Source organism: Tatumella sp. JGM118 (genome assembly GCF_018257515.1).
Classification (GTDB): domain Bacteria; phylum Pseudomonadota; class Gammaproteobacteria; order Enterobacterales; family Enterobacteriaceae; genus Tatumella; species Tatumella terrea.
This window is the reverse complement of the sequence record NZ_JAERJR010000005.1, coordinates 81,783-107,149: the sequence shown is the minus strand read 5'-3', so window position 1 is coordinate 107,149 and position 25,367 is coordinate 81,783. Positions and strand designations below refer to the sequence as shown.

Here is a 25,367-nt window from a genome sequence, read left to right as displayed (position 1 = left end):
GTCGCGGCAGGCATGATAATTTTTCTTTCTTCGCAAAATTTCCGGTGTCATTATCTGAACGACAGCCCGCCAGGGTCTTATCTGACAGAAGGGATAACCGATGCCGCACATTGAAATTAAATCATTTCCCCGTGAACTGACGCCGGAGCAGACGAAAGAATTCGCCGATGCGATAACACAGCTCATGCAGCAGTATCTGGAGTGCCGCGACGGTGCCGTCAGTATTGCGCTGAAATATGTTCCCCGGGAAGAATGGAAATCGTCGGTCTGGGAGACGCAAATCGCACCCGAAATGGCACAACTGATCAAAGCCCCGGACTACCAGCTCTGAGAGCCTGCGTGCCGTCGCCGGATATCCCCGGGTATTCCGGGGGTTAGCAAAAACCGGCAATAGCTTTGCCGGATATATTATTTTTCCTGTCTGCCTCTCTCTGCCATTATTCGCTTAAATTTTCCTGCGGGTGACAGCACATTGAGAAGGGGAAAAAGATGCGGGTGATCACTCTGGCCGGGAGTCCCCGGTTTCCATCACGCTCCACGTCTTTACTGACATACAGCCAGCATATTCTGGAATCGCACGGGGTTGAGGTGATCCCGTGGAATATTCAGCATTTTGAGCCGGATGACCTGATTCAGGCCCGGTTTGATGCGCCGGCAATGACGCTGTTCAAAGAAGATCTGGCCAGCGCCAGCGGTATTATTATCGCCACGCCAGTGTATAAGGCGTCTTATTCCGGGGTTCTGAAGACGGTACTGGATTTGCTACCGGAACGTGCCCTGGAGAATAAAGTGGTACTTCCTCTGGCCACCGCGGGCAGCCAGGCACATATGCTGGCGATTGATTACGCCCTGAAACCGGTACTGAGTACATTGAAAGCACGGGATATCTTGCAGGGCGTCTTTGCCGATGACAGTCAGGTTATCCAGGACGGGCCTCAGGCACGGATAGCTGACATGATTACCGGGCGACTGAATAAAGAACTGGAGACTTTCCTGCAGGCTATCCGCCGGCTAAAGGCCCCGTTGCCGGCGGCACTGGTCAGCTGATCATTCTGCCGGACGATGATAAAATACCGTCCGGCATTCTGTTACCTCCGTCTCCCCCCCGGTGTCACCTGAAATGATGGCCCGTTTTTTCATTCATTTGTGTAAAAATGGCGATTCAGATACAGCGGACTGGCGTATTGAACAGAATCCGATAACAATATGCTGTACACTTTGCATCCGGGTCTGTCCCGGATGATGCATTTTCGCTGTTGCTACGTTTTGGAAATCTGAGTATGTCTGACGCTTTCGAAAGAAAACCACTGCCGCTGCCGGGTGGTCATAATAAAGTTTTACTGCACTCCTGCTGTGCGCCATGTTCAGGGGAAGTGATGGAAGCCATGCTGGCTTCGGGAATTGAGTACACCATCTTTTTCTACAATCCGAATATTCATCCGCTGAAAGAGTATGAACTGCGTAAAGAAGAAAATATTCGTTTTGCAGAGAAGTTCGGCGTACCTTTTATCGATGCTGACTATGATCGCGACAACTGGTTTGAGCGGGCGAAAGGCATGGAATGGTCTCCGGAGCGCGGAGAGCGTTGCACTATGTGCTTTGATATGCGCTTTGAACGTACGGCGCTGTATGCCCATGAAAATGGCTTTCCGGTGATCACTTCGTCACTGGGCATTTCCCGCTGGAAAGACATGAAACAGATTAATGATTGTGGCGTTCGTGCTGCCGCGAATTATCCTGAAATGATGTATTGGGAATTCAACTGGCGTAAAGGCGGCGGTTCCGCGCGGATGATCGAGATAAGCAAGCGTGAACGCTTTTACCAGCAGGAATATTGCGGCTGTATCTACTCGTTACGTGATACCAACCGCCATCGGGTCGCGACAGGCCGTGAACGTATTACGATTGGTGTACAGTATTACGAACCCGAAGATAATAAATAATCACGGGTTACCCCTGCAAAAAAGGCGTCCAAAGGACGCCTTTTTACCTGAGAAGCGTAGCCAGTCTCCCCGGATGTGTAACGTTAGCGGGTCAGAATTTTTTTCTCGGCCAAATCCAGCGCAAAATAGCTCAGGATAATATCTGCACCGGCACGTTTGATGGCACCCAGACTCTCCAGTACCACATTCTGTTCATCAATGGCGCCCGCCTGAGCCGCGAATTTGATCATCGCATATTCACCACTGACCTGATAAGCCGCCAGAGGCAGGTCTGTGCGTTCACGGATATCCCGGATGACGTCCAGATAAGGGCCTGCCGGTTTTACCATCAATGCGTCTGCACCTTCTGCCTCATCCAGTAAGGATTCACGGATAGCTTCGCGACGGTTCATCGGGTTCATCTGATAGGTTTTACGATCGCCTTTCAGCGCGGTACCGGCGGCTTCACGGAACGGACCATAGAAGGAGGACGCAAATTTTGTCGAATAAGACATAATCGCGGTGTCCGTAAATCCGGCCGCATCCAGTGCCAGCCGAATCGCTTTCACCTGTCCGTCCATTGCCGCGGAGGGTGCGATAAAATCAGCCCCGGCACGGGCAGCGGCCACGGCCTGCTTACCAAGATTGTGAAGCGTCTGATCATTGTGTACTGCTCCGTCACAGATCACACCGCAGTGACCATGGGAGGTGTACTCACAGAAACAGGTATCTGACATGACGATCATTTCCGGCACCGTCTCTTTACAGATCCGGGACATCCGTGAGACCAGCCCGTTTTCGGCCCAGCTGTCGCTCCCGGTATCATCCAGATGGTGTGAAATCCCGAAAGTCATCACGGACCGGATACCCGCGTTAGCGATACGTTCAATTTCGTAAGCCAGTCGTTTTTCAGGGATACGTACCACACCAGGCATGGCGTTGATTGCCTGATAGTCATCCAGCCCTTCTTCAACGAAGATAGGCAGGACCAGATCATTCAGGCTCAGGGAAGTTTCTTTGAATAACTCACGGACGGAGGCGTTTTTACGCAGTCTTCTCGGACGCTGCACAATAGAAAAGTCGGACATTTTTCACTCTGCACTGATTAGAAATGTTGATTCAGTGTACTCCTTTTATGACGGCGGGACGATGCTCTGTGTGCCAATTACCGGGCAAACCTCCCTCGGCACACTGCCGGGGGAGGAAAAAACATTATTCGTTAATATCCGGGTGCTGCTGAACCAGATTTTTACGTTTGGCTGCCAGACGCGCGATTTCTTCGTCGATATCTTCGATTTTATGTTCGATATCGTCGTGGTGCTCCTGAAGAATTTCCCGCGCCTCTTCCAGGTCAGAGGCGGCCGGGGTGGCGCCGCTTAGCGGTTTGTTTGCCGTTTCTTTCATAAAGATCCCGGTGAACAATCCGATCACGGCAATGACCATCAGATAGTAAGCCGGCATCATCAGGTTATTACTCGCTTCCACCAGCCAGGCAGCCAGGGTGGGCGTCAGACCGGCAATCAATATAGAAATATTAAAGGCGCTTGCCAGAGCGCTGTAGCGGATCCGGGTCGGAAACATCGCCGGCAGGGTGGAAGCCATGACCCCGGTAAAGGCATTGAGGATCACCGCCAGCATCAGTAAACCCGCAAAAATCAGGCCCAGGACATTACTGGTGATCAGCATAAATGCCGGAATGGCACAGAAGAACAGCGCAATACTGCCAATAATCACGAACGGACGGCGTCCGAAACGGTCACTGAGCATGCCCATCACGGGCTGGACGAACAGCATACCGATCATAATCGCAATAATAATCAGCACACCGTGGTCTTCGGAATAGTGCAGGTTATGCGACAGGTAGCTCGGCATGTAGGTCAGCAACATGTAATAGGTCACATTTGTGGATATGACCAGTCCTACGCAGGCCAGCAGACTTTTCCAGTGGCGGGTGGCGATAGATTTGAAGGAAACCTTAGGACCATCACGCAGGCCTTCACGGTCTCCCTGTTCCAGTTTATCCACATGCTGCCGGAAGGCCGGTGTCTCTTCCAGAGCATGACGCAGATATAACCCGACAACCCCCAGCGGCAGCGCCAGGAAGAAAGGTAAACGCCAGCCCCATTCAGTGAATCGCTCATCACCGAGAATGGCAGAAATTAAGACCACGACACCGGCCCCGAGGATAAACCCGATGATGGAGCCGAAATCCAGCCAGCTCCCCATAAAGCCGCGCTTACGATCCGGAGAGTACTCCGCGACAAAGATAGAGGCACCGGTATATTCCCCTCCGACAGAGAAACCCTGCGCCATTTTTGCTATCAACAGCAGGATGGGCGCCCAGATCCCTATCGAGGCATACGATGGGATCAGACCGATACAGAAGGTACTGACAGACATGATAACAATGGTGACCGACAGAATTTTTTGCCGGCCAAATTTATCTCCCAGCATACCGAAAAATAATCCCCCTAACGGGCGGATAAGGAACGGTACTGAGAAAGTCGCGAGAGCTGCAATCATCTGAATGCCGGGTGATGCGGAAGGGAAAAAGACTTTCCCTAAGGCATAGGCGACGAATCCGTAAACCCCGAAATCGAACCACTCCATAGCATTCCCCAGCGATGCAGCCGTAATTGCTTTACGTAGCCGGGTGTCATCAATAATGGTGACGTCATCAATCTCGATGGGTTTTATACGCTTCCTACGTAATTTCATATGCATACCTGTATTTTGTTCATAAACGGTCAGGAAGGTCGCCCGGCGATGAGTGTAAGTAAATATTACCGGGGCAGTAAGCATAATGGCTAATCAGCATTTCGGCGCATCCTGGCGGACAATAAAACCGCAGAGCGGTTATTGTCATGCGGCCATAAGTATAACTTTAATCTATGGCGGAAGTCATGGGCGGTCAGAAAACAGGCAGCGCGTGTCTGACGGATTCCGGTACCTGACGCACGAAAGACTTTCTTTATTTTATGATTAATAAGGTTTTATTTTTTATGCAGGCGGGGTGGGGCGGGGAGTTTAGCGATAACCCGACAGGGTTAAGGGTGTTTATCACGCTTTGCCATAAGAAAACGTGATAAACACGGGGAAGGATCAGTTAAGGGTGATGGTCTTAACAATATCCTCAGCCGTCGTCTGCGACTGTGCCTGATTATCGGCCGGTAATGAAATCTGCAGAGTCACCAGTTGACCGCCGACTTTAGTCATGACGACCGTAGACCAGTTAGTCTGATTTTTCGCAGAAATTACCGTATCGAGTTGCTGTGCCGGCTGACCGCTCAGAGTGATCGCTTTATCAGACACCACCTGTAACTGTGGATCGCGGTTACGTTGCTGCTCTTCCAGGCGCTGTGTCAGTACGTCCAGTCCGTCACTGGTTTGGGAACCGACGATCACGATAACCGCCTGCTGGCCATTACTGTTGGCATACACGTGCATATTGTTGGTCGTTGTACCCAGCTTACCTGTCTGATCTGTCATACCTGACGGCAGGGTAAAACTGAGTTTGCCTGCTGGCAGAGTAATGGTTTGTGCTGCCTGCTGTGAAGCTGCCGCACTATGATTGTCAGAGGTATCGTCTTTCTTCTGGTCACAGGCGGCCAGGCCGATGACCAGCAATCCGACACTGAGATATCTGATAAATTTACGCATCTGAATTCCTTTTAATAGTCCACATCAGTGATCACAACGAAAACGGAAAAGAAAATCAATCTGTTGTTTGTCACCAAATCTTAGCTGCTCTTATGACCAGGGTCATTCAGCATCGGCTGAATCGTGCCGTTTTGCCTTGCATATTTCCGGAAAGTTTTTTTAGCAGGGTATTCAATAGGATACCATAGGCAGGCAGGAAGAATACCATACAAATCAGTATCTTATAGCTATAGTCGGCCAGCGCGATTTCGACCCAGTGTTGAGCCATAAACAGATCGCTGCTGTGGTAAAAGGCGATAGAGAAAAAAGCGAAGGTATCGCTGATATTACCGAAAAACATCGCAGCCGCCGGGGCCAGCCACCAGCGGGAAAGCCGACGCAGACGGTCGAACACATGAATATCCAGCAACTGACCCAGGACATAAGCCATAAAGCTGGCCAGGGCTATGCGGGCAACGACGATATTCAGATGTTGCAGCGCATCCCAGCCCTGCCAGCTTCCCTGATAAAACAGGCAAGAGATCAGGTAGGAAATCAGCAGTGAGGGCAGCATTGCCAGGAAAATAATGCGCCTGGCCAACGGAGCACCGAAGATCCTTACCGTCAGATCGGTGGCAAGAAAGATAAACGGAAAACTGAACGCTCCCCAGGTGGTATGAAACCCGAAGATATTCACAGGCAACTGCACCAGGTAATTACTGGAAGTAATAATGAGTAAATGAAAAACCGATAATACAATGCGCGCACGCAGACGCTGGCGGGAATTAAACGCAATCATGTCAGACCTTTTTAAGTGGGGGTGAGGGAACCCATTAATTCAATGATGAGTGTATCGATGAACGGTCGCTCATGGAACCGTGGCGGTGCCACAAGGCGGCGCATATTACCTGCTTAACCGGGTAATGCAAGGGGAAGGGGCGTCGGGAATTGTCTGTCCCTGTGACCGGAGGTAGAATAGTCCTCCGTAATAATAATCAGAGAACCCCATGAGTGAGCTTTTTAGTCAGGCCAACCATACCCTGGATACGCTGGGTCTGCGCTGCCCCGAGCCGGTGATGCTGGTGCGTAAAACTATCCGTCATATGCAGGAAGGTGAAACCCTGCTCATCGTGGCGGATGATCCCGCGACCACACGCGATATCCCGGGGTTCTGCCGCTTTATGGAGCATACGTTACTGGCGCAGGATACCGCGCAGTCACCGTTTCGCTATCTGCTCCGCAAGGGCGTCTAATCACCCGGCTGACCGGAAGCTAAAAGACCCACAGCGAGCGGACTATCATAAAATGTCCGATAATAAATAATGCCTCGCAGATGGCGCGGTCTCCGGCGAAACGGCGACGGAAAAGGCTGACCAGTCCGCAAATATGTGCCAGTAACAGTAAATCTGCGCCTGCCATCAGAGATAACGTTTCATCGGTCTGATGGCTGAAATATTGCAATGACGCAGCCCAGCACATCACCAGTGTCATCGTCAGCATTGTACATACCGGCCAGCGCAACTCTTCCAGCCGGCTCCAGATAATCCCCAATACGACGAGGCCGATGACCAGTAACGTCAGCGGTACCGGCCAGCAGACACCGAAAGAAATCCCGCGGGTCAGGTTAAGGGTATACAGCAAAGAAGAAAGGAACATCGCGCCAAAGGCATATAACAGTTGCCGGCGGGTAAGCATGGACAGCAGGCTACCGGCCATCGCCGCGATCAACCCGGCGGGAATAAAGTAATCGACCACCGAACGGGTCGGTGCCTGCCAGGCCCAGGCCAGCATCAGTAAAAACGTCACCGGTTTGAACAACCAGCGTTGCCAGCGGGGCCCCCGGTAGGAAGCATCAATATAAAGCCAGCCGGAAAACAGCACTGCAAAAAATGACCAAAGCATATTTTCTTCCTTAATCCTCTTTAAATCTGGCCGGGAGCGGAGAATACTGTGATGACTACGGCTCCGTTTCGCCACTGACATTGCTCAACGATTATTACTGTGATCGGCAAAAAATGCAGGCAAATGATGCGGATTTTTCAGAAAGCGATTTTGTAAGGATGACCGGATGACCAGACCGCCGCTGATTTTTATGATTGTCATTGTTGCCATTGCGTTGCTGGCCGGGCATCAGTTTTTCAGACAACGGGATGAAACCGCTAAAAATGATGCCTCCCCGGTCGTGACTCAGCAGGCGGTTATTGTCAGTAAGCGCGAATATCCTTCTCCGGACCGGCATTCACGGCAACGTGAGGTGATCGCCGGCGAAACCCTCCGCTATGAGATCACCTTCCGTCGCGAGCCGGTAGGCGAAACCTTTACCGTGCCGGTGAACGAAGCGCAATATAATGACTGCATTCCCGGCACTACCGGGGCTTTACGTATGCAGGGAACGCGCTTTATCAGCTTCACGCCGGGGACGCATTAATCCCCGACCGATCCTTAATGCACTTATTTACCGGGGTAGTTTTTCTTCTGCCAGGAAAGCAGTTCGAATACCCCGAAAAAGAAGATTTTTAGCTGGGTAAATCCGCTAAGTGCCGGGGCATCTTTGGTCTGTGTGGCACGCAGCAGTACCAGCTGCAGGCCATGCATGACCACCATAAAAAATAATGCCACATCAATGAAATACTTCAGAGGCTTCGGTGCGGGATGAACAATATTCATCAGCAAAAAAAGCCAGACGAAAACCATCAGGATACGTCCGCCAATGACCCACATATTTATTCTCCTTGCCTGTCAGAAACGCAACGTTGATATAGCCGGTAAGCCACCTGCCCTGCGACTTTTTCACGGTACAGTCGCCAGCTGGCAGGCACCTCAGGGGGCGCATGTTCGGTCTCGCATTCGATATAAATCATGGCCTCTGCGGACAGCCAGCCTTTACTTTCCAGCAGAGTGAGGGTGTCACTCAGCAGGCCCTTACGGAAGGGCGGGTCCACGAAGACGATATCGTACGGTTCTCCGGGGCTGTTCAGCCATTGTAATGTATTGCCCTGAACCACATGACCCTGTGTCGTTTTAAGGGTCTGCAGATTGGCGGTCAGCTGTCGGGCGACGGCAGGATCCAGTTCCAGCAATGTGACGTGGCCGGCATAACGGGAAAGGGCTTCAATACCCAGAGCGCCACTGCCTGCAAAACAATCCAGACAACGTGCCTGTGCCATCTCCGGGGCCAGCCAGTTAAACAGTGTCTCCCGAACCCGATCGGTCGTCGGGCGAAGCCCGGCACTGACCGGCACCGGCAGTTTTCTGCCGCGCCATTGTCCGCCAATAATGCGTACCTGTCCGGCACTTGCCGGCCCCCGGGAATGTTTATTCATATTCATCACAACTCTTCATAATTTGTGGCTTAGTTTAGCGGGCACTGGCGTGATAAGAAACGGTAAAAAAGGGTGCTGTAATGCAATGCCTGGAAAATGATAGACTATCAGACCATGCGTTCGCGATACCTGACGGCAGCATAAAACTGGCAGGTATTTGATAAATTAAACAGAAGTCCCGAATATCTCTGTACGGAAGGGGTTCATCTTCCTGGTTCGGGCCGAAAGGAGTGTTGCTGCATAATGGCAAAAGAAAAAAAACGGGGCTTTTTCTCCTGGCTGGGCTTTGGTCGTGATGAAGAGAAAAATGCAGAGCCTGAAGAACAACAAAAAGAAACAGCGGATGTGACCGCTGAACCAGGCGTCCCTGCAGAACCTGAACACGTACCGGACCTCCCGGCAAAGGAAGAGGCAGCCGGGGAGGATGAGAGCACACCGAAACCTGTGGCCGGGGAGCCTGCGGAGGCAACGCCTTCCCTGCCTGAGGCGGTAGACGAGCCCCGGGTGCATGACGCAGCGCCTGATGAGACTAAGGCCGTTCACGAGACAGAACCTGACAGGGCAGAGGCCGTTCATGACGCAGCGCCTGACGAGACTGAGGCCGTTCACGAGGCAGAACCTGACAGGGCAGAGGTGCCGGAAAGCAAACCGCTGATCTCTGACGCCGATAAAGCGGCACTGTCTGAGCCGGTAGAACCGGAATTACCGGGTACCATTATTGAACAACCGCAGTCGGTAGCGCCGGTCACTCAGAGTATTACCACTCCGGCGATTGAACGCGTGGAAGCCGAACAGCCGACCCCGGAAGCCGCCCCTGACATTCCGCCGGCGACGGAAACTAACGACGGGCAACTCGTTGAACAGCCGGAACTGATCGAAGACGTGCCGGAAACCCCGGCGGAATCGTCTAAGATTAGTCCGGAAGAGAGTGAAGAGACCGTTGCAGAAACAGGCATTATTACCGAGCAGGAACGACCTGCCCGTGAAGGTTTCTTTGCCCGTTTAAAACGCAGTCTGGTCAAAACACGACAGAACCTCGGTACCGGTTTTATCGGGTTGTTCCGCGGAAAAAAAATCGACGACGACCTGTTCGAAGAGCTTGAAGAACAACTACTTATCGCCGATGTTGGCGTTGATACTACCCGTAAAATCATCAGTAACCTCACCGCTCAGGCAAGCCGTAAACAGCTGCGCGATGCTGAAGCGCTGTATGGCATTCTGAAGCAGGAAATGTCTGCTATTCTGGATAAGGTCGAGCAACCGCTGGATATTGAAGGAAAAACACCGTTTGTTATTCTGATGGTCGGTGTCAATGGTGTGGGTAAAACTACCACTATCGGTAAGCTGGCTCGTCAGTATCAGTCGGAAGGAAAATCGGTCATGCTGGCCGCCGGGGATACTTTCCGTGCCGCCGCGGTAGAGCAGCTGGAAGTATGGGGACAGCGTAACAACATTCCGGTCGTATCCCAGCATACCGGTGCGGATTCAGCCTCGGTGATTTTTGATGCCATTCAGGCCGCTAAATCCCGTGGTATTGATGTCCTGATTGCGGATACCGCAGGCCGGTTACAGAATAAATCGCACCTGATGGAAGAGCTGAAAAAGATCACCCGTGTGATGAGTAAACTGGATGACAGTGCTCCGCATGAAGTGATGCTGACCATTGATGCCAGCACAGGGCAGAACGCCGTCAGCCAGACTAAGTTATTCCATGAAGCGGTAGGCCTGACCGGTATTACACTGACTAAGCTGGACGGTACAGCGAAAGGGGGGGTGATCTTCTCTGTGGCAGACCAGTTCGGTATTCCTATCCGATTCATCGGTGTCGGAGAAAGCATCGATGATTTACGGCCATTTAAGGCCGGCGATTTTATAGAGGCATTGTTTGCCCGAGAGGACTAATTTGGATGATTCGCTTTGAAGAGGTCAGTAAAGCATATCTGGGAGGACGCCAGGCGCTTCAGGGCGTAGATTTTCATCTGCGTCAGGGAGAAATGGCGTTTCTGACCGGTCATTCCGGGGCAGGTAAGAGTACCTTACTCAAGCTTATCTGCGGGATCGAGCGCCCCAGTGCCGGACAAATCTGGTTTAGCGGACATAATATAACGCGTTTACGCAACAGCGAGGTGCCGTTTCTGCGCCGTCAGATTGGCATGATCTTCCAGGATCACCATCTGCTGATGGACAGAACCGTGTATGACAACATTGCTATCCCGTTAATTATCTCCGGTGCCAGCGGTGAAGATATTCGCCGCAGGGTCTCTGCGGCTCTGGATAAAGTTGGCCTGCTTGATAAAGCGAAGAGTTTCCCGATTCAGCTCTCCGGGGGTGAACAACAACGTGTCGGTATTGCCAGAGCCGTTGTCAATAAACCGGCATTATTGCTGGCGGATGAACCGACCGGTAACCTCGATCACGCATTATCGGAAGATATACTGCGCTTATTTGAAGAATTTAATCGCGTCGGTGTCACTGTCCTGATGGCAACTCATGATATGTCTCTTATTTCCCGTAGGAATTATCGTGTTATGACCCTCAGTCAGGGACGATTACATGGGGGAGTGGCATGAAGTTTGGCAAGGGTAATCAGGTAAACCGCCGGGTTAAAAAAGCACCGGCCGCGGCCGCCCGGCCCCGGGCGAAGCCAAAACCTAAACGGGTGTCGAAAGAGAAAGCACTGCGCGGTGGCTGGCAGGAACAATGGCACTATGCCTGGCGCGGAATGTTGTCCGATATGTTACGCCAGCCATTGGCCACCCTGTTGACGGTCACGGTTATTGCTATCTCACTGACGCTGCCGAGTGTGTGTTATATCGTGTGGAAGAACGTCGACCAGGCGGCTAACGAATGGTACCCGGCGCCGCAGCTGACGGTCTATTTGTCGAAAACACTGGATGATGATGCTGCGCAGAATGTGATTAATCAGCTGAAACAGACCGACGGTGTGGAACATGTTGATTATCTGAGTCGCGAAGAAGCCCTGAACGAGTTCCGTAACTGGTCCGGATTCGGCGGCGCAATGGATATGCTGGAGCAGAACCCCCTGCCGGCGGTGGCGATCATTACGCCAAAACTCAACTTCCAGAATTCAGACACCATGAATACATTGCGTGATCGGGTGGCGAAAGTGAGTGGTATTGACCAGGTACGTATGGATGATAGCTGGTTTGCCAGATTATCCGCCTTAACGGGTCTGGTCGGTCAGGTGGCACTGATGATTGGGTTACTGATGGTGGTGGCGGTGTTCCTCGTCATCGGTAATAGCGTCAGGCTCAGTATCTTTGCCCGCAGAGATACCATCAACGTACAGAAACTTCTCGGTGCGACGGATGGTTTTATCTTACGACCCTTTGTTTATGGCGGTGCCATGCTGGGCTTGTCCGGCGCCGTTGTTTCGCTGATCCTCTCCGAGATCCTGGTGTTCCGCCTTGAATCGGTTGTGTCTCATGTGGCAAGTGTCTTCAGTACGTCCTTTGATTTGAAAGGATTTTCATTCGACGAGGCCCTGCTGCTGCTGCTGGTGTCGGCCATTGTCGGCTGGATTGCCGCCTGGCTTGCGACGGCACAACATTTACGCCGTTTTACACCCCAGTAATCCGGAGAAATGTTTTTTTGCTATACTTATCCTCTGTTGCCATGTGTCGGGGAGCAGAGGATAATTTCCCCGCTGTACCTCCGGTGTCCCGTCAGAACTATTCACATTAAAGAATGAACCTGTGGATAACTTTAGTGTCTTACTGATTAATAGCACGCATTGCTTTCGATCTTTAGACATGGCTGACATAATAAAGACGCCGGTTGTGGTAAGGATCAGGCAATATTTTTCAATAATTCTGAGAGGGTTTGAATGACCAAAGAAATGCATGCTTTAGCTATTGCTCCTCTGGGTAATCTGGATGCATATATCCGGGCCGCGAACGGCTGCCCGATGCTGACAGCCGACGAGGAAAAAGCGCTGGCTGAACGGCTGCATTACCAGGGCGATCTGGATGCAGCGAAAAAGCTGATCCTGTCACATCTGCGCTTTGTGGTTCATATTGCTCGTAATTATGCAGGTTATGGCCTGCCTCAGGCGGATCTTATTCAGGAAGGTAACATCGGCCTGATGAAAGCGGTACGCCGTTTTAATCCGGAAGTGGGTGTACGTCTGGTTTCCTTCGCAGTCCACTGGATCAAAGCAGAAATCCACGAATACGTGCTGCGCAACTGGCGTATCGTGAAAGTGGCCACCACGAAAGCTCAGCGTAAACTGTTCTTTAACCTGCGTAAGACTAAACAGCGCCTCGGCTGGTTTAATCAGGATGAAGTCGAAATGGTTGCGCGTGAACTGGGCGTCAGCAGCAAAGATGTCCGTGAAATGGAATCACGGATGGCTGCCCAGGATATGACATTTGATCCGACGCCGGATGACGAAAGCAGCGAAGGGAAATCGATGGCCCCTATGCTGTATCTGCAGGATAAAGCGTCTGACTTTGCTGACGGCATTGAAGAAGATAACTGGGAAGCCCATGCGGCTGATAAGTTGAGCGATGCGATGCAGGGTCTGGATGAGCGTAGCCAGAATATCATCCGTGCCCGCTGGCTTGATGAAGACAGCAAAACAACGTTGCAGGAACTGGCCGATCAGTATGGTGTTTCCGCAGAGCGTGTTCGCCAGCTGGAAAAGAATGCCATGAAAAAATTGCGGGTGGCTATCGAAGCCTGATCCGGATAATTTTACAGAAGGGTGGCCTGGTGGCCGCCCTTTTTTATTGTCTGGTAGCCGGGGCAGCGCAATTGATCGTGCCTGATGTTTAACAGATTCCCCGTTCTGCCGGGAGTCCTGTCATTCTTTAGTCATATAACTGACATCTTTAATTAATTTTTCTGTCATTTTCCCGTGTCATTTTAGCTCGCGAATCTCTTAGCGGACAGTTAATGCCACAGGATAAAACTATGTCAGCAATAAAAATACGTCACTATGCAGCAGGGTTGTTACTGGCCTCCGGCCTGAGTAGTAATGCATTTGCAGTCACTGAAATACCTTTCTGGCACTCCATGGACGGCGGGCTGGGGACAGAAGTCAACTCCCTGGCTCAGCGTTTTAACCAGCAACATCCTGACTATAAAATTGTCCCTGTCTATAAAGGGAATTATGAACAAAGTCTGGCGGCAGGCATTGCGGCCGTGCGTGGCGGAAATGCGCCGGCCATATTACAGGTGTATGAAGTCGGCACCGCAACCATGATGGCCTCCCACGCCATTAAACCGGTTTATCAGGTGTTCAAAGATGCCGGGATCCCGTTTGACGAAAAGCAGTTTGTACCGACCATTGCCGGCTATTATTCCGATGCGAAAACCGGGCAACTCCTCTCGGAACCGTTCAACAGTTCAACCCCGGTGCTCTATTACAACAAAGATGCTTTCAAAAAAGCGGGTCTGGATCCTGAAAAGCCGCCGGTGACCTGGCAGGAACTGGAAACAGATGCAGCGGCATTACGTAAGTCCGGAATGAATTGTGGCTATGCGAGTGGATGGCAGGGCTGGATCCAGCTTGAAGAGTTCAGCGCCTGGCACGGTCTGCCTTTCGCTACAGAGAATAATGGCTTTGATGGCACCGACGCAAAACTGGTGTTTAACGGACCGGAGCAGATCCGTCATATTGAAATGCTGGAACAGATGAATAAAGCCGGGACGTTCACCTATTACGGTCGTAAGGATGAATCTACCGCGAAATTCTATAGTGGTGAATGTGGTATGACGACCGCTTCGTCTGCCTCTCTGGCCGATATTCGCCAGTACGCCAAATTTAACTTTGGTGTCGGCATGCTGCCTTACGATGCAACAGACAAAAAAGCCCCGCAGAATGCCATGCTCGGCGGAGCCAGCCTGTGGGTAATGCGCGGTCAGAGCGCTCAGACGTATAAGGGCGTGGCCGAATTCATGAAGTTCCTGGCCGAGCCTGCGATTGCGGCAGAATGGCATCAGAAAACCGGTTATCTGCCCGCCACAGAGGCGGCTTATGACCTGACCCGCCAGCAGGGATTCTATAAACAGAATCCGGGCGAAGATATTGCCATGAAACAGATGCTGAATAAGCCGCCTCTGCCTTTCACTAAAGGCTTACGTCTTGGCAATATGCCGCAAATCCGTACGGTCATTGATGAAGAGCTGGAAAGCGTCTGGACGGGCAAAGAAACCCCGAAAGTTGCGCTGGATAACGCGGTTAAACGTGGAAATCTGTTGCTGGAACGTTTCCGCCAGCAGGTTCAGTAACCCCGGTATCAGCGATACCCTCTCAGGCCTCACCGTCAGGCGGGCCCGGGAGGGTAGCTTTTATCGTCTTACCGCCTGAGGTCTTCGATTATGTCATCTTCCCGCCCCGTATTTCATCAGCGCGTTCTGCCTTACCTGTTGCTGCTGCCACAGCTGGCGGTCACGCTGATTTTCTTCATCTGGCCGGCCAGTGAAGCGCTATGGTATTCACTTGAAAATCTGGATCCCTTCGGATTTTCTTCCCGCTTTGTCGGGCTTGAAAACTTTTATGAACTGTTCCGGGATCCGTATTACCTGGACTCCTTCCGTACGACGATCATTTTCAGCGGTCTGGTGACGGGGATAGGCCTGGTCATTTCACTGCTATTTGCAGCACTGGTGGATCATGTTCTGCGCCTGAAGAAGTTTTATCAGATGTTACTGCTGCTGCCCTATGCCGTCTCGCCGGCGATAGCGGCCGTACTCTGGATGTTCCTGTTTAACCCCGGCATGGGGGTGCTAAGCCATGCACTGCAATGGATGGGCTATAACTGGAATCATGCACAAAATAGTGGTCAGGCGATGGTTCTGGTTGTCCTGGCATCAGTCTGGCAGCAGTTAAGCTATAACTTTCTGTTTTTCTTCGCAGCATTACAGGCGATTCCCCGTTCTTTAGTCGAAGCCGCAGCGCTGGACGGCGCCGGGCCGGTACGCCGGTTTATCAATCTTTCTTTGCCATTGATCACCCCGGTAAGTTTCTTCCTGCTGGTCGTCAATCTGGTCTATGCCTTCTTTGATACTTTCCCGGTGATTGATGCGGCGACCCAGGGCGGTCCGGTGCAGTCCACCACGACCCTGATTTATAAAATTTATCGTGAAGGTTTCACGGGGCTGGACCTGAGTGCCTCGGCGGCTCAGTCGGTGGTGTTAATGGTGATTGTCATTCTGCTGACGGTCGTTCAGTTCCGGTATATCGAACGTAAGGTGCGCTACCAATGATAGAAAATCGTCGTGGTCTCGATATCTTCAGTCACATCATGTTATGGCTGGGTATTCTGACCATTCTGTTCCCTGTTTATATCGCGGTGGTTGCTGCCAGCCTGGATAACCATGAGGTCTTCCAATCCCCGATATCGTTGCTGCCCGGCAGCCATCTCTGGCAAAACATTCACACCATCTGGACGCAGGGCGTCAGTCCCGGCAGCCCGCCTATTGGCCATATGTTACTCAACAGTATGATTATGGCGTTAGGTATCACGGTCGGTAAAATTTCCATTTCGATCATCTCTGCGTTTGCGCTGGTCTGGTTTCGTTTTCCGCTGCGTCAGTTCTTTTTCTGGATGATCTTTATCACGCTGATGTTACCTGTCGAAGTACGCATCTTCCCGACCGTGGAAGTGGTGTCACAGCTGCATATGCTCAACAGCTATAACGGGTTGATATTGCCGATGATGGCATCGGCCACGGCCACGTTTTTGTTCCGGCAGTTCTTTCTGTCCTTACCGAATGAGCTGATTGAGGCTGCCCGCATTGATGGCGCCAGCCCGATGCGCTTCTTTTTTGACATTGTATTGCCATTATCCAAAACCAATCTGGCAGCCCTGTTCGTGATTACCTTTATCTATGGCTGGAACCAGTATCTCTGGCCCTTGCTCATTACCAGTGATTCACGGATGAGCACCGCTGTTGCAGGTATACGCGGAATGATTTCGCTGGGGGATGGCGTGACACAGTGGAACCTGGTGATGGCAGCGATGCTGCTGACCCTTATTCCGCCGTTGCTCGTCGTGATTATTATGCAGCGTGCCTTTGTGAAAGGCCTGGTAGAAAGTGAGAAATAAGTTATGGCAAGTGTACATTTTCAGGCAGTAACAAAATCGTATGATGGCAAAAACCGGATCATTCAGCCGCTGAATATTACGATTGAAGAAGGCGAATTTATGGTGATGGTCGGCCCTTCCGGCTGCGGGAAGTCGACCTTACTGAGAATGGTGGCTGGCCTCGAAACGGTCAGCTCCGGCGATATTTATATTGATAATCAGTGTGTCACTACCCTGGAGCCGAAAGATCGCGGTATTGCGATGGTGTTTCAGAATTATGCGTTATACCCGCATATGACGGTTGAGCAGAATATGGGGTACGGACTCCGTATCCGGGGGATGGCTAAAGAACAGATCCGCCAGAAGGTTCTGCAGGCAGCCCGTAGCCTGGAACTGGATACCTTACTGACCCGCCATCCCCGTGAATTATCGGGAGGGCAGCGTCAGCGGGTTGCGATGGGACGGGCCATTGTGCGCGAGCCATCGGTGTTCCTGTTTGATGAACCTCTTTCTAACCTGGATGCCCGCTTACGGGTACAAATGCGGCTGGAGTTGCAGCAACTCCATCAACGGCTGAGAACAACCAGTCTTTATGTGACCCATGACCAGGTAGAAGCCATGACACTGGCCCAGCGTGTCATGGTGATGAATAAAGGCATTGTTGAGCAGGTCGGAACGCCGGTCGAAGTCTATGAAAAACCGGCAACGACCTTTGTTGCGGCCTTTATCGGTTCACCGGCCATGAACCTGCTGCCAGGGAAAATCAGTGCTGATGGCCGGGACATTATCCTCGACCCGCAGTGCCATCTTCCCCTCAGCCAGCAGCAGCCCGGTCTGGCCAACCGGCAGATAACCTTAGGGGTCCGCCCGGAACATATTAAACTCCGTTCCCGGGAAGAAGGCGGAGTGCCGATGCAGGTTGAAACGCTGGAAATCCTCGGGGCTGATAACTTAGTCCATGGTAAAATCGGGGAACATCGCCTGGTGGTCCGTTTACCTCATGAGCAACGTCCGCAGCCCGGGTCATTGCTATGGCTGGAGGTTCCGCTGACCGCCCGGCACTATTTTGACACCACTACAGGACACCGTCTGGAATGAAAACTCAGCCCTGGCCTTACCCGCACATTGTGGCTCATCGCGGTGGCGGAAAACTGGCACCGGAAAATACCCTGGCGGCTATCGATGTCGGGCACCGTTACGGGCATACCATGATCGAATTTGATGCAAAACTCTCAAAAGATCATCAGGTCTTTTTGCTGCACGATGACACCCTGGAACGGACAACCAGTGGTCAGGGGATTGCCGGACAACAGGACTGGGCAGCATTATCGACGCTGGATGCGGGGCGCTGGTTCAGCGATAGCTTCAGAAATGAACCCCCGGCGCTGCTGGCACAGGTCGCTGAACGCTGCCGGCAGTATGGGATGAAGGCTAATATTGAAATAAAACCCACCACCGGGCAGGACGAGCTGACCGGTCGTGACGTTGCTCTGGCAGCCAGAACACTCTGGCAGGGGCAGGTCGCTCCCTTACTGTCGTCATTTTCACCTCAGGCCCTGGCGGCTGCCCGGGATGCCGTACCGGAACTGCCCCGGGGGTTGTTACTGGATGAGTGGCAGGACGACTGGCAGGCTCAGACGGATGAGCTGGGTTGTGTCGCCCTCCACCTCAATCACCGGTTACTGGATGAAGTGCGCACCCGACAGATTAAAGCCGCCGGGTTACGTATTCTGGTGTACACGGTGAATGACCCGCAGCGAGCCCGGGAGCTTCTGCGGTGGGGTGTCGATATGATCTGTACCGATTGTATTGATGTTATTGGCCCCGGTTTCAGCGCATAAAACGCCAGCGGGCGGGCGGCTCTCCGCGACCTCAGGGTTGGGTACTGCTGAGTCGCTGTCTCGCCTGTGCCTGCTGCTGGCTGATAGTTTGCTGAATTTTTTGTGATTGTTGCTGCTGTTCGTTCTGCAGTTTCAACTGTTCCGTTTTTTGCTGCATTTCCATCTGGTCCTGCATCCTTTTCTGTGACGGATTATATACGGCCCCGGGTTGAGTAGGGTTTAACGGGTTACTGCTGATATCAGCGAAACTACTCAGCGGCAGAGCGAAGATCGTGATTAATAGCAGAGGTTTGAGCATGATGTTCTCCCTTCGGATAGCACATCGGAAAAGTATAGGTCTGCTTGTGCTATCGGGCAACGAACCGGCAGCGCGGGAGTGCGTGGGAGCGGCGGATTCCGTTAGGCCGTCGGTGTTTTTCAGCATAGTCTGATGAGACATAGAGATAAAAAGCAGAGATCCTGCTTTACAAATAGTAATGATAATGATTATTATTACCACATCTTCACCGGTCATCCTTAACGGACTTCCGGTGGAGAGACGACATTGCTCACATTGCTTCCGGTATTAATTTGCCAGCCTTCGGGGCTGGCTTTTTTTTTACCGCCATCCCGTCCCTCCGTCGCGGAATATCATTCACTTTTTTTGAACAGAGGCGTGAACTTTTTCAGCTATTTTTTCTGCGTGATCGGCGTCAGACTATAAAAAATTAAGGAGTCTGAGATGATTTATTTACGTAAAGCAGAAGATCGTGGTCACGCACACCATGGCTGGCTGAAGAGCTGGCATACCTTTTCTTTCGCCAACTATTATGACCCTGATTTTATGGGATTTTCGGCCTTACGGGTCATTAATGAAGACATTATTGCCCCCGGTCAGGGATTCGGGACACATCCCCATAAAGATATGGAAATCCTGACCTATGTTCTTTCCGGAACGGTAGAACACCAGGACAGCATGGGCAATAAGGAGCAGATCCCGGCAGGAGAGTTCCAGATCATGAGTGCAGGTACGGGGGTCCGTCATTCGGAATATAATCCGAGCGCGACGGAGCCGTTACATCTTTATCAGATCTGGATTATGCCTCAGCGTGCCGGTGTTGAGCCGCGTTACGAGCAGAAACGTTTTGACGATCCTCGGGGCCGGCAATGGGTATTAACCCCGGATGGCCGGGAAGACTCATTAAAAGTCTGGCAGGATATGACCTTATCCCGCCAGGTCGTCCCGGCTGGGGAGACACAGCATATTTCCCTGGAGAGCGGGCGGAATTACTGGGTTCAGGTGGTGAAAGGTAAACTTGCCATCAATGACCAGTCGCTGAAAGCCAGTGACGCACTTGCGCTGACAGAAGAGTCTGCGCTGACACTGCAGGCGGAAGAGGATACTGAAGTCCTTATCTTCGATTTGCCGCCGGTCTGATAAATCCCGATAAAAAGTTATGCCCTGTGAGCTGGATCGCTTACGGGGCATTTTTGTACCGGTGTTTAATGGTAAACTCAGCCTACTCCAGACGGGAATGAGTTCCTATGACCATGAAGAAAAAAAGGCCGGTACTTCAGGATGTTGCAGACAGACTGGGCGTCACTAAAATGACGGTCAGCCGCTTTTTACGTAATCCGGAACAAGTCTCTGAAGCATTAGGCCAGCGCATTGCTGTTGTGCTGGATGAGTTAGGGTATATCCCTAACCGGGTCCCGGAGATACTGTCGAATGCGACCAGCAAAGCGATTGCTGTATTACTTCCCTCACTGACCAATCATGTTTTTGCGGATGTCCTGAAAGGGATAGAAACCGTCAACGATGCCGCCGGTTATCAGACCCTGGTGGCTCATTTTGGTTACCAGGCCGAAAAAGAAGAACGACAGCTGCGTTCCCTGCTGGGCTGGAATGTCGATGGGGTGATCCTGACAGAAAGAACCCATACACCTGCCACTTTGCGAATGCTGGAAACGGCAGGGATTCCGGTGGTGGAAATTATGGACTCTGTGTCGCCCTGTCTGGATATGGCGGTGGGTTTTGATAACACGGAAGCCGCGCGGCAGATGGCAGAGACGCTCATCCGCCGTGGATACCGCTCAACGGTTTATCTGGGGGCCAGGCTCGATGAGCGCACCCTTCAGAAACAACAGGGATATCAGCGGGCGATGCAGGAAGCCGGCCTTGAACCACTTTCTGTTATGAGCGCAACACCTTCTTCGTTTACCACCGGGGCCATGTTACTGAAAGAAGCGCTGCAGAGATTTCCGCAGATGGATAGCCTGTGTTGTACCAATGATGATCTGGCGGTCGGGGCGATGTTTGAATGCCAGAGACTGGGGCTGAATGTACCAGAGCAGATTGCGATCACTGGTTTTCATGGGCATGACATTACCCGCGTGGTCTCGCCGGTACTGGCCACCGTCGTCACTCCGCGTAAGCAAATCGGAGAGGAAGCTTCAGCTATGATATTGCGACGACTCAGGGGAGAGGAGATCACTGAGCCTGTCCGTGATCTTGGCTTTAAGATTGAGACCGGGCGCAGTATTTAACCTGTTTTTATGATTCAGTTCACAGTTTGATGTTTTTAACACTTAATCTGTTGCCAGAAAATGAACGACTCATGACAATGTTTTGATTAATTGTTATCGGTAACATTAATCGGAGCGAACAATGTCTACACCCTCTTCAAAACATTATGTCTTTATTCTGATGGGCGTCTCAGGTAGCGGGAAATCGGTTGTTGCCAACAGGGTTGCACAAGAGTTGCAGACCGCCTTTCTGGATGGTGATTTTCTGCATCCCCGTGCCAATATACTGAAAATGGCTGATGGTCACCCGTTAGATGACAAGGACCGTCAGCCCTGGTTGCAGGCCATTAATGATGCAGCTTTTGCCATGCAACGGACTCAGGCTGTATCGTTAATAGTATGCTCCTCCCTGAAAAAAAGTTACCGGGATATCCTTCGTAAAGGTAACAGCAATCTGAAATTCATTTACCTGAAAGGGGACTTCGATACCATTGAATCCCGCCTCAAAGCCCGTAAGGGACATTTCTTTAAACCCTCTATGCTGGTGACCCAGTTCTCGACGCTGGAAGAGCCTGGTGCGGAAGAGACCGATGTTGTGGCGGTGGATATCCGGCAGTCCATTGATGAGGTGGTTTCGGCGACCGTCGGAGCGATTAAAGACGCCATTAACTAAGGACTGGTAATGATGAGTACCGCAACACTTGTTCTTACGGCGGTGGGGTCAGTTCTTCTGTTGTTGCTGCTGGTGATGAAAGCACGTTTACATGCGTTTGTTGCCCTGATGCTGGTCTCGGTCGGCGCCGGGATCCTGTCGGGGATGCCGCTGGAAAAAATTACTGAAACTATGCAGCAGGGAATGGGCGGCACGTTAGGCTTTCTGGCTATTGTCGTGGCGCTGGGGGCCATGTTTGGCAAAATACTGCATGAAACCGGTGCTGTCGATCAGATAGCGATGCGTATGCTGAAAACCTTCGGTGAACAGCGTGCACACTATGCGATGGGCATTGCCGGGTTTATTTGCGCACTGCCATTGTTCTTTGAAGTGGCCGTCGTCCTGCTGATAAGTATTGCCTTTGCGGTGGGCAGGCGTACCGGCGGAAACCTGGTCAGACTGGTGATACCGTTGTTTGCAGGTGTTGCCGCAGCCGCAGCGTTTGTACTGCCAGGGCCAGCCCCGATGTTACTGGCAGCGCAGATGCATGCCGATTTTGGCTGGATGATCCTGCTGGGTCTCTGTGCGGCGATCCCGGGGATGCTGATTGCAGGCCCCTTGTTTGGCAGCATTATTGCCCGTTATGTGCATTTTAGCTTGCCGGAAGAGAGTGCCCCGGCACCGGCAGATCAGCACACGTTGCCGTCATTTGGTTTCAGCCTGTCGCTGATCCTCTTCCCGCTGGTCCTGGTGGGCCTGAAAACGATCGGAACCCATTTTGTGGAGCCAGACTCCCGTCTTTATCACGTGCTGGAATTCGTTGGCCATCCCTTTATCGCAATTTTACTGGCGTGTCTGATCACTATTTACGGACTGGCGCGGCGTCAGGGAATGGATAGCTCCCGTGTGATGCAGATTTGTGGTGAAGCGCTGCAACCGGCGGGAATTATTCTGTTGGTGATCGGTGCCGGAGGGGTCTTTAAGCAGGTACTGGTGGATTCCGGGGTAGGCCCTGCGTTGGGTCATGCCATTGCCGGGGCTGGGATGCCGGTGGCTCTGGCTTGCTTCATTCTAGCCGGCGCGGTGCGGATTATTCAGGGGTCGGCAACGGTGGCCTGTCTGACCGCGGTGGGGTTGATTATGCCGGTGATCGGTCCTTTACATTACAACGGCGCACAACTGGCTGCGCTGTCCATCTGTATCGGGGGCGGGTCCATTATCTGCAGTCATGTAAATGATGCCGGATTCTGGCTGTTCGGTCGCTTTACCGGTGCCACCGAAGCAGAAACACTGAAGACCTGGACGCTGATGGAAACTATCCTGGGCACCACCGGGGGAATTATCGGCATGATAGCGTTTACGCTGTTAAGCTGATCAGGCGAGTGACGAATGAAGGCGCAGCAGGGCAGACTGCTGCGCCCGATGTTTAGAGCTTAAGATAGGCCCGCACACCATCAAGAAACATCTGTGTGGCCAGCATAATCAGGATTAACCCCATCAGCCGTTCCAGCGCATTCACCCCTTTATCGCCCAGCAACCTCAGGAACACCCCCGAAAGTAATAAAATGGTCGAGGTAATCGCCCAGGCAAGCAGCAGAGACAGGACCAGCATCCCCAGAGATCCCGGGTATTGATGAGACATCAGCATCAAGGTGGCCAGTAATGAGGGGCCGGCGACCAGAGGGATCGCCAGGGGGACCAGAAAAGGTTCTTCACCCGCAGGTAATCCGTTACCGGATCCACTTTGCTCAGGTCCGGGGAAAATCATTTTTATCGCGATCAGAAATAAAATAACCCCCCCGGAAATCGACACGGTTTCTGTCCGCAGATTCAGGAAGGCCAGAATTTTTTCCCCGGTAAATAAAAACAGCAGCATGATAACCAAAGCGATTAACAGTTCGCGGATCATCACGACCCGCCGCCGGCGCGGCTCGAGATGTCGGAGTACTGACATGAAAATGGGTAAATTACCCAGCGGATCCATGATCAATAAAAGGAGTACGGTAACGGAAATCATCTCTGTCATGAGGGCAGTCTTATCCTTTGGTCAGCGCTGATATTAGTTCAATGATTAAAAAAGCCTGGCGTATCGAATTTATTTACTTGCCAGCGCGTGTGCATTTTGTAGAGTTGGGGGTCATAGGTAAATCTGATTATTACATGCAGGCCGGCTGAGGTGATGGAAAAGATTTATTTCATCAGAGATCAGTTCCGGAGCGGATATTATTTCTGCAGATCGTATAATCTCACGATCGGTTGTCAAGGTTCCTGACAATGCGGCGTAAAAGAACTCAGAATACAGGATAAGCAGGCACAAGATGAAAAATGTAGGTTTTATTGGCTGGCGCGGCATGGTGGGTTCCGTACTGATGTCCAGAATGAGTGAAGAGCGTGATTTTGATGCGATCAATCCGGTCTTCTTTTCTACCTCTCAGCATGGGCAACCGGCACCGGCTTTCGGTGGTCGTCAGAATGGCGTACTTCAGGATGCCAGTGATATTGAAGCGCTGCGTGCGCTGGATATTATTATTACCTGTCAGGGCGGCGATTATACCAGCGATATCTATCCGAAGCTGCGGGCATCAGGCTGGCAGGGGTACTGGATTGATGCAGCGTCCACCTTACGTATGGAAGACGATGCCATCATTATTCTCGACCCGGTGAACCAGAATGTCATCCAGCGTGGATTAGAAAACGGTATCAAGACCTTTGTCGGCGGGAACTGTACCGTCAGTCTGATGCTGATGTCACTGGGCGGGCTGTTCGCTCATGATCTGGTTGAGTGGGCCTCTGTGGCGACTTATCAGGCAGCTTCCGGCGGCGGTGCCCGTCATATGCGTGAATTGCTCACTCAGATGGGCATGCTGCATGGCCATGTTGCCAAAGAACTGCAAAACCCGGCGTCCGCCATTCTGGATATTGAGCGTAAAGTCACTGAGCTGACGCGTTCAGGCACCTTACCCAGCGATAACTTCGGTGTTCCTCTGGCCGGCAGCCTGATCCCCTGGATCGATAAACAACTGGACAACGGTCAAAGCCGTGAAGAGTGGAAGGGGCAGGCAGAGACTAATAAAATTCTGTCGACATCCGCGACGATCCCGGTTGACGGGCTTTGTGTCCGTGTCGGTGCACTGCGTTGCCATAGCCAGGCATTCACCCTGAAACTGAAGAAAGATATTTCTCTGCCGGAGATCGAATCATTGCTGGCCAGTCATAATGAGTGGGTGAAGGTGGTTCCTAATGATCGTGAATTGTCTATGCGTGAACTGACACCGGCAGCGGTCACCGGGACGCTGACCACGCCGGTCGGGCGGTTACGTAAACTGAATATGGGGCCGGAATATCTGTCGGCCTTTACCGTGGGTGACCAGTTACTCTGGGGCGCGGCCGAGCCTCTCAGAAGAATGTTGCGTCAGTTAGCAGGCTAAGAA

Annotated in this window: 28 protein-coding genes; 19 read left to right on the top strand and 9 right to left on the bottom strand. The window is 52.0% G+C overall.

What is annotated here, in order from left to right; all coding sequences use genetic code 11:
* Window positions 1–100: 100 nt before the first annotated feature.
* The 3 genes from pptA (at window position 101) to JK223_RS07430 (ending at window position 1,943) form a co-directional block, all read left to right on the top strand.
* The gene (gene pptA, locus JK223_RS07440; RefSeq protein ID WP_212713560.1) at window positions 101–331 is read left to right on the top strand and encodes a tautomerase PptA; all 231 of its coding nucleotides are present in this window, start codon (window positions 101–103) and stop codon (window positions 329–331) included.
* 158 nt (window positions 332–489) lie between these two features.
* Window positions 490–1,047: an NADPH-dependent FMN reductase gene (gene ssuE / locus JK223_RS07435; RefSeq protein ID WP_212713559.1), complete on the top strand. Its 558-nt coding sequence runs from the start codon at window positions 490–492 to the stop codon at window positions 1,045–1,047.
* Between the two features lie 233 nt (window positions 1,048–1,280).
* Window positions 1,281–1,943: an epoxyqueuosine reductase QueH gene (locus JK223_RS07430; protein ID WP_212713558.1), complete on the top strand. Its 663-nt coding sequence runs from the start codon at window positions 1,281–1,283 to the stop codon at window positions 1,941–1,943.
* A gap of 83 nt (window positions 1,944–2,026) precedes the next feature.
* On the opposite strand, the gene hemB is transcribed toward JK223_RS07430, so the two are convergent.
* From hemB to JK223_RS07410, 4 genes are all read right to left on the bottom strand, one after another.
* Window positions 2,027–3,010 carry a porphobilinogen synthase gene (hemB, locus tag JK223_RS07425; protein ID WP_212713557.1) on the bottom strand — a complete coding sequence of 328 codons (984 nt, stop codon included), beginning with the start codon at window positions 3,008–3,010 and terminating at the stop codon, window positions 2,027–2,029.
* Between the two features lie 124 nt (window positions 3,011–3,134).
* Window positions 3,135–4,640 (bottom strand): glycine betaine/L-proline transporter ProP, encoded by a 1,506-nt coding sequence (gene proP / locus JK223_RS07420; RefSeq protein ID WP_212713556.1) that lies wholly within the window; start codon window positions 4,638–4,640, stop codon window positions 3,135–3,137.
* Window positions 4,641–5,024: 384 nt separating this feature from the next.
* Complete coding sequence (locus JK223_RS07415) at window positions 5,025–5,582, bottom strand: DcrB family lipoprotein (RefSeq protein ID WP_212713555.1); 558 nt, start codon at window positions 5,580–5,582, stop codon at window positions 5,025–5,027.
* Between the two features lie 106 nt (window positions 5,583–5,688).
* Window positions 5,689–6,360: a 7-cyano-7-deazaguanine/7-aminomethyl-7-deazaguanine transporter gene (locus JK223_RS07410; protein WP_212713554.1), complete on the bottom strand. Its 672-nt coding sequence runs from the start codon at window positions 6,358–6,360 to the stop codon at window positions 5,689–5,691.
* A gap of 208 nt (window positions 6,361–6,568) precedes the next feature.
* Between JK223_RS07410 and tusA the strand changes: the two genes are divergently transcribed.
* On the top strand, window positions 6,569–6,814 hold the full coding sequence (gene tusA / locus JK223_RS07405) for a sulfurtransferase TusA (protein ID WP_212713553.1): 246 nt from the start codon (window positions 6,569–6,571) through the stop codon (window positions 6,812–6,814).
* A gap of 19 nt (window positions 6,815–6,833) precedes the next feature.
* Here the strand turns inward: tusA and JK223_RS07400 are convergent, their stop codons facing one another.
* Complete coding sequence (locus tag JK223_RS07400; RefSeq protein WP_212713552.1) at window positions 6,834–7,463, bottom strand: lysoplasmalogenase; 630 nt, start codon at window positions 7,461–7,463, stop codon at window positions 6,834–6,836.
* Window positions 7,464–7,629: 166 nt separating this feature from the next.
* On the opposite strand from JK223_RS07400, the gene JK223_RS07395 reads away from it, so the two are divergent.
* Window positions 7,630–7,989, top strand: a complete 360-nt coding sequence (locus tag JK223_RS07395) for a DUF2500 domain-containing protein (RefSeq protein ID WP_212713551.1) — start codon at window positions 7,630–7,632, stop codon at window positions 7,987–7,989.
* 23 nt (window positions 7,990–8,012) lie between these two features.
* Here JK223_RS07395 and JK223_RS07390 read toward each other — a convergent pair whose 3' ends face one another.
* Both JK223_RS07390 and rsmD read right to left on the bottom strand, forming a co-directional pair.
* Window positions 8,013–8,282 (bottom strand): DUF1145 family protein, encoded by a 270-nt coding sequence (locus JK223_RS07390; RefSeq protein WP_212713550.1) that lies wholly within the window; start codon window positions 8,280–8,282, stop codon window positions 8,013–8,015.
* Between the two features lie 2 nt (window positions 8,283–8,284).
* Window positions 8,285–8,884 (bottom strand): 16S rRNA (guanine(966)-N(2))-methyltransferase, encoded by a 600-nt coding sequence (gene rsmD, locus JK223_RS07385; protein ID WP_212713661.1) that lies wholly within the window; start codon window positions 8,882–8,884, stop codon window positions 8,285–8,287.
* Between the two features lie 243 nt (window positions 8,885–9,127).
* On the opposite strand from rsmD, the gene ftsY reads away from it, so the two are divergent.
* The 9 genes from ftsY to ugpQ all read left to right on the top strand — a co-directional run bounded on the left by ftsY (window position 9,128) and on the right by ugpQ (window position 18,779).
* Window positions 9,128–10,786, top strand: a complete 1,659-nt coding sequence (gene ftsY, locus JK223_RS07380) for a signal recognition particle-docking protein FtsY (RefSeq protein WP_212713549.1) — start codon at window positions 9,128–9,130, stop codon at window positions 10,784–10,786.
* 5 nt (window positions 10,787–10,791) lie between these two features.
* A complete protein-coding gene (ftsE, locus tag JK223_RS07375) occupies window positions 10,792–11,454 on the top strand; it encodes a cell division ATP-binding protein FtsE (protein WP_025901527.1) in 663 nt (220 codons plus the stop codon).
* A complete protein-coding gene (gene ftsX / locus JK223_RS07370; RefSeq protein WP_212713548.1) occupies window positions 11,451–12,479 on the top strand; it encodes a permease-like cell division protein FtsX in 1,029 nt (342 codons plus the stop codon). Before ftsE ends, ftsX begins: the two co-directional genes overlap by 4 nt.
* Before the next feature lie 252 nt (window positions 12,480–12,731).
* On the top strand, window positions 12,732–13,589 hold the full coding sequence (gene rpoH / locus JK223_RS07365; protein WP_212713547.1) for an RNA polymerase sigma factor RpoH: 858 nt from the start codon (window positions 12,732–12,734) through the stop codon (window positions 13,587–13,589).
* Window positions 13,590–13,819: 230 nt separating this feature from the next.
* Window positions 13,820–15,139, top strand: a complete 1,320-nt coding sequence (gene ugpB, locus JK223_RS07360) for a sn-glycerol-3-phosphate ABC transporter substrate-binding protein UgpB (RefSeq protein WP_212713546.1) — start codon at window positions 13,820–13,822, stop codon at window positions 15,137–15,139.
* 90 nt (window positions 15,140–15,229) lie between these two features.
* The gene (gene ugpA / locus JK223_RS07355; RefSeq protein WP_212713545.1) at window positions 15,230–16,117 is read left to right on the top strand and encodes a sn-glycerol-3-phosphate ABC transporter permease UgpA; all 888 of its coding nucleotides are present in this window, start codon (window positions 15,230–15,232) and stop codon (window positions 16,115–16,117) included.
* The gene (gene ugpE, locus JK223_RS07350; protein WP_212713544.1) at window positions 16,114–16,959 is read left to right on the top strand and encodes a sn-glycerol-3-phosphate ABC transporter permease UgpE; all 846 of its coding nucleotides are present in this window, start codon (window positions 16,114–16,116) and stop codon (window positions 16,957–16,959) included. The genes ugpA and ugpE overlap by 4 nt, the downstream gene beginning before the upstream one ends.
* Window positions 16,960–16,962: 3 nt before the next feature.
* Window positions 16,963–18,036, top strand: coding sequence for a sn-glycerol-3-phosphate import ATP-binding protein UgpC (locus JK223_RS07345; RefSeq protein ID WP_212713543.1), 1,074 nt, complete (start codon window positions 16,963–16,965; stop codon window positions 18,034–18,036).
* Window positions 18,033–18,779, top strand: a complete 747-nt coding sequence (ugpQ, locus tag JK223_RS07340; RefSeq protein ID WP_212713542.1) for a glycerophosphodiester phosphodiesterase — start codon at window positions 18,033–18,035, stop codon at window positions 18,777–18,779. Before JK223_RS07345 ends, ugpQ begins: the two co-directional genes overlap by 4 nt.
* Window positions 18,780–18,810: 31 nt before the next feature.
* Here the strand turns inward: ugpQ and JK223_RS07335 are convergent, their stop codons facing one another.
* Window positions 18,811–19,077, bottom strand: coding sequence for a DUF2756 domain-containing protein (locus JK223_RS07335; protein ID WP_212713541.1), 267 nt, complete (start codon window positions 19,075–19,077; stop codon window positions 18,811–18,813).
* A gap of 423 nt (window positions 19,078–19,500) precedes the next feature.
* On the opposite strand from JK223_RS07335, the gene JK223_RS07330 reads away from it, so the two are divergent.
* The 4 genes from JK223_RS07330 to gntU all read left to right on the top strand — a co-directional run bounded on the left by JK223_RS07330 (window position 19,501) and on the right by gntU (window position 23,310).
* A complete protein-coding gene (locus JK223_RS07330; protein ID WP_212713540.1) occupies window positions 19,501–20,196 on the top strand; it encodes a pirin family protein in 696 nt (231 codons plus the stop codon).
* Window positions 20,197–20,309: 113 nt separating this feature from the next.
* Window positions 20,310–21,305: a gluconate operon transcriptional repressor GntR gene (gene gntR, locus JK223_RS07325; RefSeq protein WP_212713660.1), complete on the top strand. Its 996-nt coding sequence runs from the start codon at window positions 20,310–20,312 to the stop codon at window positions 21,303–21,305.
* A gap of 121 nt (window positions 21,306–21,426) precedes the next feature.
* A complete protein-coding gene (gntK, locus tag JK223_RS07320) occupies window positions 21,427–21,957 on the top strand; it encodes a gluconokinase (RefSeq protein WP_212713539.1) in 531 nt (176 codons plus the stop codon).
* Between the two features lie 12 nt (window positions 21,958–21,969).
* Window positions 21,970–23,310, top strand: a complete 1,341-nt coding sequence (gntU, locus tag JK223_RS07315; protein WP_212713659.1) for a gluconate transporter — start codon at window positions 21,970–21,972, stop codon at window positions 23,308–23,310.
* Between the two features lie 52 nt (window positions 23,311–23,362).
* Here gntU and JK223_RS07310 read toward each other — a convergent pair whose 3' ends face one another.
* The gene (locus JK223_RS07310; protein WP_212713538.1) at window positions 23,363–23,962 is read right to left on the bottom strand and encodes a YhgN family NAAT transporter; all 600 of its coding nucleotides are present in this window, start codon (window positions 23,960–23,962) and stop codon (window positions 23,363–23,365) included.
* Between the two features lie 292 nt (window positions 23,963–24,254).
* On the opposite strand from JK223_RS07310, the gene asd reads away from it, so the two are divergent.
* Window positions 24,255–25,364: an aspartate-semialdehyde dehydrogenase gene (asd, locus tag JK223_RS07305; protein WP_212713537.1), complete on the top strand. Its 1,110-nt coding sequence runs from the start codon at window positions 24,255–24,257 to the stop codon at window positions 25,362–25,364.
* The last annotated feature ends 3 nt before the right edge of the window (window positions 25,365–25,367 follow it).

What these genes read in the sequence shown, in the direction of transcription:
- ugpA (WP_212713545.1), top strand. Translation starts at nt 15,230, where the DNA reads ATGTCATCTTCCCGCCCCGTATTTCATCAGCGCGTTCTGCCTTACCTG.
- hemB (WP_212713557.1), bottom strand. Translation starts at nt 3,010, where the DNA reads ATGTCCGACTTTTCTATTGTGCAGCGTCCGAGAAGACTGCGTAAAAAC.
- ugpB (WP_212713546.1), top strand. Translation starts at nt 13,820, where the DNA reads ATGTCAGCAATAAAAATACGTCACTATGCAGCAGGGTTGTTACTGGCC.
- JK223_RS07335 (WP_212713541.1), bottom strand. Translation starts at nt 19,077, where the DNA reads ATGCTCAAACCTCTGCTATTAATCACGATCTTCGCTCTGCCGCTGAGT.
- gntK (WP_212713539.1), top strand. Translation starts at nt 21,427, where the DNA reads ATGTCTACACCCTCTTCAAAACATTATGTCTTTATTCTGATGGGCGTC.
- JK223_RS07410 (WP_212713554.1), bottom strand. Translation starts at nt 6,360, where the DNA reads ATGATTGCGTTTAATTCCCGCCAGCGTCTGCGTGCGCGCATTGTATTA.
- ugpQ (WP_212713542.1), top strand. Translation starts at nt 18,033, where the DNA reads ATGAAAACTCAGCCCTGGCCTTACCCGCACATTGTGGCTCATCGCGGT.
- ssuE (WP_212713559.1), top strand. Translation starts at nt 490, where the DNA reads ATGCGGGTGATCACTCTGGCCGGGAGTCCCCGGTTTCCATCACGCTCC.
- JK223_RS07310 (WP_212713538.1), bottom strand. Translation starts at nt 23,962, where the DNA reads ATGACAGAGATGATTTCCGTTACCGTACTCCTTTTATTGATCATGGAT.
- pptA (WP_212713560.1), top strand. Translation starts at nt 101, where the DNA reads ATGCCGCACATTGAAATTAAATCATTTCCCCGTGAACTGACGCCGGAG.
- ftsX (WP_212713548.1), top strand. Translation starts at nt 11,451, where the DNA reads ATGAAGTTTGGCAAGGGTAATCAGGTAAACCGCCGGGTTAAAAAAGCA.
- ugpE (WP_212713544.1), top strand. Translation starts at nt 16,114, where the DNA reads ATGATAGAAAATCGTCGTGGTCTCGATATCTTCAGTCACATCATGTTA.
- JK223_RS07430 (WP_212713558.1), top strand. Translation starts at nt 1,281, where the DNA reads ATGTCTGACGCTTTCGAAAGAAAACCACTGCCGCTGCCGGGTGGTCAT.
- gntR (WP_212713660.1), top strand. Translation starts at nt 20,310, where the DNA reads ATGAAGAAAAAAAGGCCGGTACTTCAGGATGTTGCAGACAGACTGGGC.
- rsmD (WP_212713661.1), bottom strand. Translation starts at nt 8,884, where the DNA reads ATGAATAAACATTCCCGGGGGCCGGCAAGTGCCGGACAGGTACGCATT.
- JK223_RS07330 (WP_212713540.1), top strand. Translation starts at nt 19,501, where the DNA reads ATGATTTATTTACGTAAAGCAGAAGATCGTGGTCACGCACACCATGGC.
- JK223_RS07415 (WP_212713555.1), bottom strand. Translation starts at nt 5,582, where the DNA reads ATGCGTAAATTTATCAGATATCTCAGTGTCGGATTGCTGGTCATCGGC.
- rpoH (WP_212713547.1), top strand. Translation starts at nt 12,732, where the DNA reads ATGACCAAAGAAATGCATGCTTTAGCTATTGCTCCTCTGGGTAATCTG.
- ftsY (WP_212713549.1), top strand. Translation starts at nt 9,128, where the DNA reads ATGGCAAAAGAAAAAAAACGGGGCTTTTTCTCCTGGCTGGGCTTTGGT.
- JK223_RS07395 (WP_212713551.1), top strand. Translation starts at nt 7,630, where the DNA reads ATGACCAGACCGCCGCTGATTTTTATGATTGTCATTGTTGCCATTGCG.
- JK223_RS07345 (WP_212713543.1), top strand. Translation starts at nt 16,963, where the DNA reads ATGGCAAGTGTACATTTTCAGGCAGTAACAAAATCGTATGATGGCAAA.
- JK223_RS07390 (WP_212713550.1), bottom strand. Translation starts at nt 8,282, where the DNA reads ATGTGGGTCATTGGCGGACGTATCCTGATGGTTTTCGTCTGGCTTTTT.
- JK223_RS07400 (WP_212713552.1), bottom strand. Translation starts at nt 7,463, where the DNA reads ATGCTTTGGTCATTTTTTGCAGTGCTGTTTTCCGGCTGGCTTTATATT.
- tusA (WP_212713553.1), top strand. Translation starts at nt 6,569, where the DNA reads ATGAGTGAGCTTTTTAGTCAGGCCAACCATACCCTGGATACGCTGGGT.
- proP (WP_212713556.1), bottom strand. Translation starts at nt 4,640, where the DNA reads ATGAAATTACGTAGGAAGCGTATAAAACCCATCGAGATTGATGACGTC.
- gntU (WP_212713659.1), top strand. Translation starts at nt 21,970, where the DNA reads ATGAGTACCGCAACACTTGTTCTTACGGCGGTGGGGTCAGTTCTTCTG.
- asd (WP_212713537.1), top strand. Translation starts at nt 24,255, where the DNA reads ATGAAAAATGTAGGTTTTATTGGCTGGCGCGGCATGGTGGGTTCCGTA.
- ftsE (WP_025901527.1), top strand. Translation starts at nt 10,792, where the DNA reads ATGATTCGCTTTGAAGAGGTCAGTAAAGCATATCTGGGAGGACGCCAG.